Here is a 12,533-nt window from a genome sequence, read left to right on the forward strand (position 1 = left end):
GCCGCGCGCGACGACCATCCCCGCCCATCCGTTCCGCCCCGTCCGCGCGGCCGGTCGCCACCCGCGGCAACCGTCCCGTTCCGCCGCCGGCCGCCACGCCGGCCCGGCGCCCTCCGCTCCGCTCGTCCGGCACCGGCTTGGCAGCCGAGCGGACGGCGGTGGAGGATACGGGGGTGTCAGCGGAGACGGGGCCCGCGGAGACCAGGGGCCGAGACGAGCACGTCCGGCGCGTCCGGCTCCCCGCCGACCGGCGTACGCCCGCGGCGGCGCGGGCGCTGGTGCGGTCGGTGCTCACCGAGGCACACCTGGACGAGCTGGTCAACGAGGCGCTGCTGCTGACCACGGAACTCTCCACCAACGCGGTGGAGCACGCCCGCACCGAACTGGACATCGAGGTCGTCGCCGACCCGGACGGGCTCACCGTCACCGTCTCCGACTTCGCGGCCGGCCCGGTGGACGAGCTGACCGTCGGGGTCCGCAACGACACCACGGACATCGACGAGGTCTCCGAGCGCGGCCGGGGCCTGCTGCTGGTCGACCACTTCGCCAGCCGCTGGGGCACCACCTATCTGCCGACCGGCAAGGGCGTCTGGTTCCGGCTGGACCGGCCCGACCCGGGCGGCGACTGGGAGACCCACGCCGGGCGGGGGACGGCGCCGAGCGCCGCGGCCGCCGGGGGTGGCGCCGCCGCGACGGCGGAGAGCTCCGCGCCGAGCGCGGGGGCGATGAGCGAGTTGATGCAGACCACCCCCGACCCGTACGCCGAGGACCCGCTGCCCGACTTCGCGACCGGCCTGCTCACCCGGGTCGCCGAGATGGTCGGCGCGGCCGGCGGGGTGGTCCGGCTGGACCGGGGGGACGGACAGGGCGCACAGGTACTGGCCCGGTACGGCCGCCAGCCCCGGCCCGGCAACGAGCTGCTCCGGGTGCCGCTGGCGGTGCACCGGCCGTACAGCGGGGAGCTGGAGCTGGACGCGGCGCCGTCGGCGTACGCCCGGCCGCTGGCGGTGCTGATGGCCGAGCGGCTCTCGCTGCACCTGGAGAACGACCGGCTGCGCCGGGCGGACGTCCGCCGCCAGGCCTGGCTGACCTTCCTCGCGGAGGCCAGCGAGCTGCTCGCGCAGTCCCTGGACGTCGAGCTGACGATGGCGCTCATCCCGCAGCTCGTGGTGCCCCGGCTCGGGCAGTGGTGCGCGGTGCACACCACCGACGAGTGGGGCCGGCTGCGCCTCGCGGCGGCCAGCCATGCCGACGAGTCGGTGCTGCCCCACCTGCACAAGGTGCTCCAGGAGACCGGCCCGGAGTCGGTCCAGGCCCGGCTGCGGGAGGCGTCCCGCAACGGCACGCAGATGCCGCTCGGCGCGCCGATGGAGGGTTTCGCGGTGCCGCTGATCGCCCGGGGGCAGCGCCTCGGCACCCTGGCCGTCGGCCGGCACCAGCGGCACCGGCACGACCCGGACGAGGTCGCCGTGCTGGAGGATGTGGCGCGGCGGGCGGCGCTGGCGATCGAGAACGCCCGGATCCACGCCGAGCGCCGCCGGGTCGCGCAGACCCTCCAGCAGTCGCTGCTGCCGCCGGTGCTGCCCGTGGTCGAGGGCATCGGCTTCGCCGCCGAGTACGTCCCCACCGGTGACGACGCCGACGTCGGCGGCGACTTCTACGACGTGGTGCCGCTGCCGGACGGGCGCTGGCTGGTGGTGGTCGGCGACGTCTCGGGCAAGGGGGTGCAGGCGGCCACGGTGACCGGTCTGGTCCGCGACGTCATCCGGGTGCTGGTCGGCGACGGCAAGCCGCTGCCGGAGGCCCTGGCCCGGGTCAACGAGACGCTGGTCGAGCGGGGTGGCGGGCGGTACTGCACGCTGGCCCTCGCGGCGGTCGGGCCGGGCGACGGCACGCAGCTCGACGTGTCGTTGCACCTCGCCGGCCACGACCGGCCGGTGCTGCTGCGCTCCGGTGGCGGGGCCGCCTTCGTCGGCGCCGGCGGCACGGCGCTCGGGCTGCTCGACTCGATCACCTCGCCGACGGCGGAGATCCCGCTCGAACCGGGCGACTCGCTGGTCTTCTACACCGACGGGGTCACGGAGCGGCGGCGCGGCCGGGAGCTGTTCGGCAGCGACCGGCTGCGCGACGCCGCCGCCCCGCTCGCCGGCTACTCGGCCGACGTGGTGGCCGCCCGGCTGCGTTCGACCGCGCTCGGCTTCTCGGCCGAGGCGCCCCGCGACGACATCGCCATCCTGGTGCTCCGCAACGACGCCGCCTGATGGCGCGCCGGGCAGGATCGACACCGGTCGCGGCCGGGTCGCGGCACCCGGGGCGGATGTCCGACACCGCATGTTCGACGACCCGCCACGGGAAGGGCCGACACGACGCAACCGGGTCGGTCCCACCGTCCCGGGCGGATCGGGGCGGCCCCGGTCGGCGGACTTCGCTAGTTTGACGGCATGTCGAGCGTCGTCCATGAAGCCGCCGAGCGCCCGCCGCTGCTGCGTACCGTCGTCGCCGCCCAGTCGGCGCTCACCGCCGCCTTCGTCGTCGTCCTCACGCTCTGGGTGGGCCGGATGGTCGCTGCCGGGGTCGGCCCCGACGAGATGCACACTGGGGCGTACGACCCGAAGGATCTGGTGCCGTTCGGACTGAGCGGGGCGAACCCGTTCACCTGGCTCTACGGCGCCGTGTCGCTGCTCTACCTCTGCGGCCTGGCGGCCGGACCGCTGCTGGCGGTCTACTCCGTGGCGCTGCTGACCGGCTCTCGGCCGTCCATCTCCCGGCGCACGTGGCGGGTGCTGCTCGCCCTGACCGTGACTGCGGTGATCGTGGCCGCGATCCGTTTCGCGCCGATCGGTACCGACATGCAGCGCTGGTGGTTGGACTGAGGCCGGCTGGACGGTCACAGGCCGCCGGGGAGGCGGCCCGGGGCGAGGCGGTGGTGGGGGTCGAGGTGCTCCTTGGCCGCGCGCAGCCGGGGCAGCCCGGCCAGCTCGCCCCACAGGTCGACGGCCCGCCGGACGGCCGGCGGCGCGGAGAGCACCACGCACCGCCCCTGCCGGGCGAGGAGCACCCCGCGGACGGCGGCCAGGATCGAGGCCACCCGGTCGGGAGCCATGGCGCCGGGCAGGGCCGCGTGCACCACGCCCAGGCCGGCGGAGCCGCGCACCGGGACGGGAGCGCCGGCGGCGTCGCGCAGCGCGTAGACGGCGGCGTGCAGGTCGGCGATCGGCACCTCGATCCGCAGCGCCGTGTCGCCCGGGCCGAACGGGTAGCGACGCCACCACTCCGGCGCCGAGTGGCTGACCCCGGACCTGCCGCCGAGGAGCGTGACCAGGCGGTCGGCCCGCTCGGCGACGTCGGCCGGGCCGCCCTCCAGCAGCACCGCGAGCCGACCGGCACCGGCCGGGCCGAGCGCGGCGCGCCCCGCCATGGACGGGTGTCGTGCCATCGACTCGGCCCGGCCGTCCTGGCGCGGCCGGGGTCCCGCGCCGGCCGGCAGGTCCAGCTCGACCGCGGCCGGGTCGAGGCGCGCGGCGAGCACCCTGCGGACGAGGTCGTGCACCTCGAGCGGGGTCCAGACCGGCCGGGTGACCCAGATCCGGCCGGCCGGCACGGCCTGCACCCGCAGGGTCGCGGAGACCAGCACGCCGAGTGCCCCCTGCGAGCCGCAGAGCAGCCGGGCCAGCTCCAGCCCGTCGACGCCGCCGCCGGCGTTGACCAGCTCGCCGTCGGCGTCCAGGTAGCGCACGCCGAGGAGCTGGTCGCACGGGCTGCCGTGGCGGTGCCGCAGCGGGCCCGCCTCGCCGGCGGCGAGCACGCCGCCGAGGGTCGCGCCGGGCGAGGGGGCGTCGACCGCGAGCCGCTGCCCGGTGCGTTCGAGCGCGGCCTGCACCGCGCGCAGCGGGGTGCCCGCGCCGACCTCGGCGGTGGGCGCGCCGGTCGGCTGGTGCCCGATCCCGGCGAGCCGGCCGGTGTCGAGCATGATGTCGACCCGGTCGGGGGCGGCACCCCAGTCGATCTTCGTGCCGGCGCCGCGCGGCACGACGGTCAGGTCGTGCCGGGCCGCCAGCCGCAGCACCTCGGCGGCGGCGTGCGGACCGCCGGGCACGGCCACCCAGCGGGCCGGGCGCCCGGCCACCTCGTCGGCCGGGCCGGCGAGGCGGGCGAACGGCGGGCCGCAGATCTCCGTCAACCGCCGGGTGATGTCGAGGGCTCCGGGTCGGTCGGTGGAACTCGCTGCTGCCGCCATGCCGGTCATCGTACACATGTTCGAAAGATGTGGCGGCGGGTCGACCGACGAGACCACCCGGAGGGTGACCCGCGCCGGTAACGTGACGCCGTGACCACCGAGACCCCCGTGCCCACGGCGAAGCGGGTGCCCAGCGAGCGCACCCACCACGGCGACACCGTCATCGACGAGTACGCGTGGCTGGCCACCAAGGACGATCCGGCGACGATCGCCTACCTGACCACCGAGAACGCGTACACGGAGGCCCGGACGGCGCATCTCGACGGGTTGCGCGCCGACCTGTTCGAGGAGACCCGCCGGCGCACCCAGGAGACCGACCTGTCGGTGCCCAGCCGCAAGGGCGGCTACTGGTACTACACCCGCACGGTCGAGGGGCAGCAGTACGGCGTGCAGTGCCGCCGGGCCGTCCGGGACGGCGAGACCGACCCGCCGGTCAGCGCGGACGGCGCGCCGCTGGAGGGCGAGGAGGTGCTGCTCGACGGCAACCTGCTCGCCGAGGGGCACGACTTCTTCGCGCTCGGCGCGTTCGACGTCAGCCCCGACGGGCGGTGGCTCGCATACTCGACGGACTTCTCCGGCGACGAGCGGTTCACGCTGCGGGTCAAGGACCTCTCCACCGGCGAGTTGCTGCCCGACGAGGTGCCCGACACCTTCTACGGCACCGCCTGGTCCGCCGACGCCTCCGTGCTGTTCTACGTGACCGTCGACGAGGCGTGGCGGCCCAACCGGGTCTGGCGGCACACCCTGGGCACCCCGTCGAGCGAGGACGTGGTGGTCCACCAGGAGGACGACGAGCGCTTCTGGGTCGGCGTCGAGCTGACCCGCTCCGAGAAGTTCGTCCTCGTCGACATCCACAGCAAGATCACCAGTGAGGTGCTGGTGATCCCGGCCGGCAACCCGACCGGCGCGCCCGCGTCCGTGACGCCCCGGCGGCAGGGCGTGGAATACACCGTCGAGCACCACGGCCACCGCTTCCTGATCCTGCACAACGACGGCGCCGAGGACTTCGCGCTGGCGTACACCTCGGCGGACGCGCCCGGCGACTGGGTGCCGCTGATCGAGCACTCGCCCGGCACCCGACTGGAGGCGGTGGACGCCTTCGCCGACCACCTGGTCGTCTCGCTGCGCAGCAACGGGCTGACCGGGCTGCGGGTGCTGCCGATCGGCGGCGGCGACGCCTTCGACATCGACTTCCCGGAGCCGCTCTACAGCGTCGGCCTGGACAGCAACCCGGAATACCAGACCAGGCAGATCCGGCTGCGCTACACCTCGCTGGTCACCCCCGACTCGGTCTACGACTACGACCTGGTCACCCGGCAGATGGTGCTGCGCCGGCAGAAGCCGGTGAAGCCCGGGCCGGACGGTCGGGCGTACGACCCGGCCGACTACGAGCAGCACCGCGACTGGGCACTCGCCGACGACGGGACGCGGGTGCCGATCTCGCTGGTCTGCCGGGCCGGCACGCCGAAGGACGGCTCCGCCCCCTGCGTCATCTACGGCTACGGCTCGTACGAGGCGAGCATGGACCCGTGGTTCTCCATCGCCCGGCTGTCCCTGCTGGACCGGGGCGTCATCTTCGCCGTGGCGCACATCCGCGGCGGCGGCGAACTGGGCCGCCGCTGGTACGACCAGGGCAAACTGCTGGCCAAGAAGAACACGTTCACCGACTTCGTCGCCTGCGCCCGGCACCTGGTCAAGGCCGGCTGGACGGCGGGCGACCGGCTCGTCGCCCGGGGCGCCTCGGCCGGCGGGCTGCTGATGGGCGCGGTGGCCAACCTCGCCCCGGACGCGTTCGCCGGGATCGTCGCGCAGGTGCCCTTCGTGGACGCGCTCACCTCGATCCTGGACCCGTCGCTGCCGCTGACCGTCACCGAGTGGGAGGAGTGGGGCAACCCCCTCGACGACCCGGAGGTCTACGCGTACATGAAGTCCTACACCCCGTACGAGAACGTGCGGGCGGTGGACTACCCGGCGATCCTGGCGGTGACCAGCCTCAACGACACCCGCGTGCTCTACCACGAGCCGGCGAAGTGGATCGCCCGGCTGCGGGCGGTCGCCCCGCAGGGCGACTACCTGCTCAAGACCGAGATGGGCGCCGGCCACGGCGGGCCGAGCGGCCGCTACGACGCGTGGCGCGAGGAGGCGTTCATCAACGCCTGGATCCTCGACCGCCTCGGCCGCGCCTGAGCCACGGCGGAGTGACCGGAACGCACGGGAGCCGGGCGGCGGACGATCCGCCCGGCTCCCCGGACGGAGACGGCGACCGGGGCGATGCGGCGGCGGAGCCGGGCGTGGCCCGGCGCGGGCCGACCTGGGTGATCCTCGCGGTGGTCGCCGCCGCGCTGCTGGTCTGCTGCTGCTCGGCGGTGCTCGGGCTGGCCCTCTCCTGGTCCGCCGGCCTGTTCGGTCCGCGCTGACGGTCCGGGCGGCCGGCACGCCGCCGGATCACCGTCTCCGCCCGCCGGTCTCGGTCGGGCGGGTCAGCGGGGTGTGGGGAGCAGGGCGGCGGCCTCGCCGGTGCGTGCCATCCGCTGCCAGCGCAGCCGGTTTCCGATCAGCGCGGTGACCACCGACTGCACCACCACCAGGTACATCAGCTGCCGGTAGATCAACTGCTGGAACGGCAGGCTCCACAGCGGGCCAAAGCGTTCCCGGTCCAGCCGCAGCGCGTACGCGGCGGTGGCCCCTTGGAGCAGCAACAGCCCCGCCCAGGCCAGCACCAGCGTCGACCAGGGCAGGAACAGCAGGCCGTAGACGGCGTAGACGTCCACCGCCGGGGCGGCCAGCGGCAGCACGATCTGGAACACGGTCAGGTACGGCAGGCCGCGCCGGCCGAGCTTGCCGCCGGCGCCCCGCTCGCGCAGCGCGTGCCGGTGCTTCCACATCGCCTGCATGGTGCCGTAGCACCAGCGGTAGCGCTGCCGCCAGAGCTGCCGCAGCGAGGAGGGCGCCTCGGTCCAGGCGATGGCGGCCTCCTCGTAGACCACCCGCCAGCCGGCCCGCAGCACCTTCATGGTGAGGTCGGTGTCCTCCGCCAGCGTGTCCGCGGGCACCCCGCCGACGGCGAACAGCACCTCGCGGCGGAACGCCCCGATCGCGCCGGGGATGGTCGGCATGCACTCCAGCACGTCGTACATCCGGCGGTCGAGGTTGAAGCCGATCACGTACTCCAGGTGCTGCCAGCGGCCGAGCAGCCGGCGCCGGTTGGCGACCTTGGTGTTGCCGGAGATCGCGCCGACCGTCGGGTCGGCGAAGCCCTGCACCAGCCGGTGGACGGTGTCGGGCTGGAAGACGGTGTCGCCGTCGACCAGCACCAGCAGGTCGGCGCGGGCGGCCCGGATGCCGGTGTTCAGCGCCGCCGGCTTACCGGCGTTGGCCTGCCGGATGACCCGCACCCCGCGCAGCCCGAGCCGCTCGACGATGCCGGCGGTGTCGTCGCCGGATCCGTCGTCCACGACGATCACCTCCAGCGCCGGGTAGTCGCTGGCCACCAGCGACCGGACGGTCGCGGCGATGTTCGCGGCCTCGTTGTACGCGGGCACGATCACCGACACCGGCGCGGTGATCGCCGGCCGTGCCCGCCCCGGTCGGCGGACCCGCCGCACGTGCACCTGGGCGCAGACCACCTGCACGACCAGCCGGGCCACGCCCAGCACCAGCGCGAGCCCGAGCAGCACGTCCATCGCCCCGGCCAGCCAGCCGGCGCCGGCCTGGGTCCACCGGAGGGCGTGGCCGCCGAGCCGGCTGCCCCCGCCCGCCGGCACCATGGAGGCCGGTGCGTCGATCCCCTCCGAGACCGTGGTGAACCGGTAGCCCTGCCGGGTCAGCGCGGGCAACAGCCGGTCGAGGGCGGCCACCGTCTGGGCCCGGTCGCCGCCCCCGTCGTGCATCAGCACCACCGCGCCGCGCCCCCGCTCCGGGGTGGCGGCCTCGACGATGGCCGGCACGCCGGGCCGCTGCCAGTCCCTGGTGTCCCGGTCGGCGAGCACGGCGACGTGGCCGGTGCCGGCGGCAGCACGCAGCGCGGCGTACTCGGGGCCGGTCAGCGCCGACGGGTGCGACGAGAACGGCGGCCGGAGCAGGGTGACCTCGCGGCCGGCCGCCCCGGCGACGGCCTTGCGGGTGAGCGAGAGTTCCAGGTCCCGCCGCCAGTCGGCGGCGGCGCCGAGGTCGGCGTGGGTGAAGCTGTGCGAGCCCAGCTCGTGTCCCTCGGCGAGGATCCGGCGAACCAACTCGGGGTGCTCGTTGACCCGGGCGCCGACCACGAAGAAGGTGGCGCGCGCGCCGTGCCGGCGCAGCACGTCGAGCACCTGCGGCGTCCACCGCGGGTCCGGCCCGTCGTCGAAGGTCAGCGCGATCGTCCGGTCGGGCATGACCCGGCTGACCGGCCGATCCTGGTCGAGCCGCAGCACCGGCCCGCCGGTGGCGACCTCCTTCGGCACCGCCGGCCCGGCGGACGTGTCGGCCCGCGCCCCGCCGGAGCCGCCGGCGAGCCCGGTCACCAGGCCGTTGACGGTGAGCGCCGCGAGCAGCAGCGCCAACCCGAGCAGGAGCAGGATCCAGTGCGCCCGCGGGTCACGGCGGGCGACGTGCCGCGCCACCGCTAGCTCGGCTTGCCCGGGGAGCGGCTCGGCTTGGCGGTCCGCCGCTCGTCGCCCTGGCCGGGCTGCTCGGACCGGCTCGGCCGGGCGGCGGGAGCGCCGGTGGCCGGGGTGGTGCCGATGCCGGCCGTGCGGGTGGGCGCCGGGGCCGAGGTGCTGGTCGCGGGCGACGGGCGGGGGCCGGTCGGCGACGCGCCGCCCAGCTCGCCGCGACCGTCCACCTCGGCTTCGAGCGGTGCCGCCGGGCGGCTGTCCGACCAGCCGGGCAGCGACACCGACGAGTCCATGAAGAGGCCGGCGGCGATCAGGCCGAGGCTGGTGAGCAGGCCCAGACCCATCGCCGTGCCGGCGATCACCGTGAGCCGGCGGCGACGCCCGGTCCGGTCGACGAACACCGGCGGCGAGCCGCCCGGCTGGTTGTGCATCTGTTGAACTCCCGCTGCCACGCGCGACGGGCCTTCCGGCCCGGGCCAGGGCCCGATCCGGCCGGGCCTCCAGGGCGAACAGCGCCCACGTCGCCACCGGCGTTACACAGCTCAGGTTCCCCAAAGTTTCTCCACCGCCGGGCACCGAGGAACAGCAGGCCGGAGGCCCGTGCGGCGGCGAGCCGCGCAGCCGGTGTTGCTCAGGCGGCCGGGGGCCAGCCGGGGTCGCGGCCGGTGTGGCAGAGCAGCCGGTCGAACTCCGGCAGGTCGGCGGCGCTCGACACCGGTTCCGCGAAGACGCCCATCTTCCGGGCCTGCGGCCCGAGCTGCCCCACCAGCTCGTGCAGCGCGGCCGTCGCCTCCGGGGCGGGCCGGAACGGCTGGCCGGTGGCGACGGCGAGGTCCCAGCCGTGCACCGTCAGGTCCAGCAGCACCATGCCGCCGACCGTGCTCTGCGGCAGGCCCATCCCCGGCGAGACGCCTTCCAGGGCGGACGGGTCGGACCAGGCGTCGACCAGCCGCCGCGTCTCGGCCTCGAACCGGTCGCGCCAACCGTCCGTGAGACGGCCGGGCTTGTCCGCCCATTCGACGGGGCGCTTCGCCGCGAGGGCCTGGAAGTTCACCACCACCTGGAACAGGTGGTCGAGCAGGTCGCGCACCGCGTACTCGCGGCAGGGCGTCGGCAGGTCGAGCTGGTCGTCGGCGATGCCACGCACCACCGCCACGGTCGGCGGCGCGGCCGCCGCCAGCAGGTCACTAGTCTGGGTTGCCATACGGCCAGCGTATGAGGATGGTCTTGAAGAAATGCGACAGCAGCCGCGCGGGGACAGCCGGGGCATCCTGGACCCGGCCCGGCTGCTGCGCCAGGTCCGCTTCCGCCGGCACCTGCCCGCCGTGGCGCTCCGGCCGTACGTCGAGCACTACTGGCTCGTCGACTGGGAGCTGACCGAGCCGCTCACGCAGCAGGTCGTGCCGCACCCGGCGGTGAACGTGGTGTTCCGGCGCGACGGCGACGGCCCGGAGACCGCCGAGGTGGCCGGCGTGGGGCGGAAACTGTTCTCGATCACGCTGTCCGGCGTCGGCCGGGTCAGCGGGGTCCAGTTCCGGCCGGGCGGCTTCCGGCCGTTCTGGCGCGGGCGGTCGGTCGCCGAGCTCACCGGGCGGCGGTGGCCGGTCCCGTCGCTCGCCGACCGCTGGCCGCCGGCCGCCGCCCTGGTCGCCGCCGCGTCGGCCGCCGAGGGGCCGCCGCCCGCCGGCCGCTGCGACGGTACGGACGCCGAGCGCTGCCGAGCGCTGGACGACCTGCTGCTCGGCTGGGCGCCGGCGGCCGACCCGGTCACCGACGAGGTGATCGGCCTGGTCGAGGCGATCCGCGCCGACCGGACGGTGCTGCGGGTGGACGACTTCGCCCGGCGGCACGGGCTCTCCGTCCGCCGGCTGCAACGCCTGTTCCTCGCGCACGTCGGCGTCGGCCCGAAGTGGGTGATCCGTCGGTACCGGCTCCAGGAGGCCGTCGAGCAGGCCGCGGGCGGCCCGCCGGACTGGGCGGCGCTCGCGGCGGACCTCGGCTACAGCGACCAGGCCCACCTGGTCCGCGAGTTCACCGCCGTCATCGGCGTGTCGCCTGCCGCGTACGCCCGCTCGGTCGGCTGACCCGGGCGCGGCTGCCGGAGTTAGGAAGGGCCCCTTCCACAGCGCCAGGCGTTAACAAGGTGCCCTTCCTTACACGTCAGCGGCGGCGGAGGGCGACCACGGCGACGTCGTCCTGGATCTCCGGCGGGGCCAGCTCGACCAGGAGCCGCTCGCAGAACCGGTCCAGGTCGTCGTCGATCCGCCCGGCGGCCACGGCCAGGGCGGCCAGCCCGTCGTCGATCGTGGTGTCCCGCCGCTCGATCAGGCCGTCGGTGTAGAACACCAGCGTCGCCCCGGCCGGCAGCACGAACTCCAGGTCGGGCGGTCGCTGGGCGCGCACCCCGAGCAGCGGCGCCGAGTGCTGCACGAACTCCACCTTGCCGTCCAGGCTGAGCACCGGCGGCAGGTGCCCGGCGCTGGCCAGCCGGACCCGGCCGGTGGGCGGGTGCAGCAGCAGCAGGCAGATCGTGGCCAGCTCCGTGGGGAGCAGGGTGCGCATCAGCTCGTTGACCCGCTCCAGGATCTCGCCCGGCTGGTGTCCCTCCACCGCGTACGCCCGCACCGCGTGCCGCAGCTCGGCCATCACGGTCGCGGCGTGCAGCGAGTGGCCGGCCACGTCGCCGATCGCCAGCAGCAGGTGGCCGTCGAGCATCACCAGCTCGTAGAAGTCGCCACCCACCTCGGTCTGCGCGCTCGCCGGCTCGTAGCGCACGGCCAGGTCGAGCCCGTTGATCTCGGGAATCCGGCGCGGCAGCAGGCTGCGCTGGAGGGTGACCGCGATGCGGTGCTCCTCGTCGAAGGAGCGCTGCGCCTCCACCGCCGACGCGACGGCCTGGGCGAGCTGCACCAGCACGGGGGTGCGGGCGGTCTGCGTCGCGGTGGGCACGACGACGTAGAGCGGCGGGCGGTCCTCGCGGAGCCGGGCGGCGGCCACCGTGACCGTGTCCCCCGCCGGCCAGTCGACCAGGCCCCAGCCGGCCGGGTCGTCCACCCGGACCATCGTCCCGATCGGCACGCCGCTGTCGTCCACGAGCCACGGGACGATCGTGGCCGTGCCGCCGGGGCCGCCCGCGACCCCGGCGACGCAGTCGCCGTCGAACGTCTCGGCGACCACCGCGGCGGGGCTCTTGAAGATCTGGGCCGCCCCGGCCGCCGCCGTCTCCAGCAGCCGCGCGAAGTTGGGCGCGGAGTGCATCGCCACTGTGGTGTCGGCCAGCCCGAGCAGCCGTTCGGCGAGCAGCTCCGCCCGCTGCCGCGCCCGGTAGTAGCGCAGCACCGCGTGCGCGGTGGCGACCAACTCCTCCGGCTCGATGGGCTCGGCCAGGTACGCGTCCGCGCCCCGGGTCAGCCCCTGCGCCCGGTCCACGACGTCGACCGCGTGCGCGGACACGTGGATCACCGGCATCGCCGGGTGCGCGGCCTTGATCCGTTCGCAGACCTCGAACCCGCTCAGGTCGGGCAGCCGCACGTCGAGCACCACGAGGTCGATCGGGTCCACGCCGACGCGGGCCAGGGCCTCGCCGCCGGTCTCCGCCTCCAGCACCGTGAAACCCGCGCGGGAGAGCCAGCTGACCAGCAGGTACCGCTTGGTGCGACTGTCGTCGACCACCAGCACGGTCGCCGGGCCGACCTCCACCG

The 12,533-nt window shown here is 75.4% G+C and carries 10 protein-coding genes; 5 read left to right on the top strand and 5 right to left on the bottom strand.

Annotated elements, in window-relative coordinates; genetic code table 11:
- The first annotated feature begins 173 nt into the window (after window positions 1-173).
- Window positions 174-2,261 (top strand): SpoIIE family protein phosphatase, encoded by a 2,088-nt coding sequence (locus ACGFZ2_RS14920; protein ID WP_393257379.1) that lies wholly within the window; start codon window positions 174-176, stop codon window positions 2,259-2,261.
- 180 nt (window positions 2,262-2,441) lie between these two features.
- Window positions 2,442-2,873: a hypothetical protein gene (locus ACGFZ2_RS14925; protein WP_393257377.1), complete on the top strand. Its 432-nt coding sequence runs from the start codon at window positions 2,442-2,444 to the stop codon at window positions 2,871-2,873.
- Window positions 2,874-2,887: 14 nt separating this feature from the next.
- On the opposite strand, the gene ACGFZ2_RS14930 is transcribed toward ACGFZ2_RS14925, so the two are convergent.
- Window positions 2,888-4,237, bottom strand: a complete 1,350-nt coding sequence (locus tag ACGFZ2_RS14930) for an FAD-binding oxidoreductase (protein ID WP_393453576.1) — start codon at window positions 4,235-4,237, stop codon at window positions 2,888-2,890.
- A 90-nt stretch (window positions 4,238-4,327) separates the two neighbouring features.
- On the opposite strand from ACGFZ2_RS14930, the gene ACGFZ2_RS14935 reads away from it, so the two are divergent.
- The gene (locus ACGFZ2_RS14935) at window positions 4,328-6,424 is read left to right on the top strand and encodes a S9 family peptidase (protein WP_393453579.1); all 2,097 of its coding nucleotides are present in this window, start codon (window positions 4,328-4,330) and stop codon (window positions 6,422-6,424) included.
- A gap of 11 nt (window positions 6,425-6,435) precedes the next feature.
- A complete protein-coding gene (locus tag ACGFZ2_RS14940; protein WP_393453582.1) occupies window positions 6,436-6,654 on the top strand; it encodes a hypothetical protein in 219 nt (72 codons plus the stop codon).
- 63 nt (window positions 6,655-6,717) lie between these two features.
- On the opposite strand, the gene ACGFZ2_RS14945 is transcribed toward ACGFZ2_RS14940, so the two are convergent.
- From ACGFZ2_RS14945 to ACGFZ2_RS14955, 3 genes are all read right to left on the bottom strand, one after another.
- On the bottom strand, window positions 6,718-8,838 hold the full coding sequence (locus tag ACGFZ2_RS14945) for a bifunctional polysaccharide deacetylase/glycosyltransferase family 2 protein (RefSeq protein WP_393453585.1): 2,121 nt from the start codon (window positions 8,836-8,838) through the stop codon (window positions 6,718-6,720).
- A 2-nt stretch (window positions 8,839-8,840) separates the two neighbouring features.
- Complete coding sequence (locus ACGFZ2_RS14950) at window positions 8,841-9,263, bottom strand: hypothetical protein (RefSeq protein ID WP_393453588.1); 423 nt, start codon at window positions 9,261-9,263, stop codon at window positions 8,841-8,843.
- 200 nt (window positions 9,264-9,463) lie between these two features.
- The gene (locus tag ACGFZ2_RS14955) at window positions 9,464-10,036 is read right to left on the bottom strand and encodes a TIGR03086 family metal-binding protein (RefSeq protein WP_393453591.1); all 573 of its coding nucleotides are present in this window, start codon (window positions 10,034-10,036) and stop codon (window positions 9,464-9,466) included.
- 31 nt (window positions 10,037-10,067) lie between these two features.
- Here ACGFZ2_RS14955 and ACGFZ2_RS14960 point away from each other — a divergent pair, with 31 nt between their 5' ends.
- Window positions 10,068-10,916 (top strand): DUF6597 domain-containing transcriptional factor, encoded by an 849-nt coding sequence (locus ACGFZ2_RS14960; RefSeq protein ID WP_393453593.1) that lies wholly within the window; start codon window positions 10,068-10,070, stop codon window positions 10,914-10,916.
- A gap of 76 nt (window positions 10,917-10,992) precedes the next feature.
- Here the strand turns inward: ACGFZ2_RS14960 and ACGFZ2_RS14965 are convergent, their stop codons facing one another.
- Window positions 10,993-12,531 carry a SpoIIE family protein phosphatase gene (locus ACGFZ2_RS14965; protein ID WP_393453596.1) on the bottom strand — a complete coding sequence of 513 codons (1,539 nt, stop codon included), beginning with the start codon at window positions 12,529-12,531 and terminating at the stop codon, window positions 10,993-10,995.
- Between the last annotated feature and the right edge of the window lie 2 nt (window positions 12,532-12,533).

It is taken from the genome of Micromonospora sp. NPDC048063 (genome assembly GCF_043202855.1).
Classification (GTDB): domain Bacteria; phylum Actinomycetota; class Actinomycetes; order Mycobacteriales; family Micromonosporaceae; genus Micromonospora.

What these genes read in the sequence shown, in the direction of transcription:
- ACGFZ2_RS14925 (WP_393257377.1), top strand. Translation starts at nt 2,442, where the DNA reads ATGTCGAGCGTCGTCCATGAAGCCGCCGAGCGCCCGCCGCTGCTGCGT.
- ACGFZ2_RS14950 (WP_393453588.1), bottom strand. Translation starts at nt 9,263, where the DNA reads ATGCACAACCAGCCGGGCGGCTCGCCGCCGGTGTTCGTCGACCGGACC.
- ACGFZ2_RS14955 (WP_393453591.1), bottom strand. Translation starts at nt 10,036, where the DNA reads ATGGCAACCCAGACTAGTGACCTGCTGGCGGCGGCCGCGCCGCCGACC.
- ACGFZ2_RS14930 (WP_393453576.1), bottom strand. Translation starts at nt 4,237, where the DNA reads ATGGCGGCAGCAGCGAGTTCCACCGACCGACCCGGAGCCCTCGACATC.
- ACGFZ2_RS14960 (WP_393453593.1), top strand. Translation starts at nt 10,068, where the DNA reads ATGCGACAGCAGCCGCGCGGGGACAGCCGGGGCATCCTGGACCCGGCC.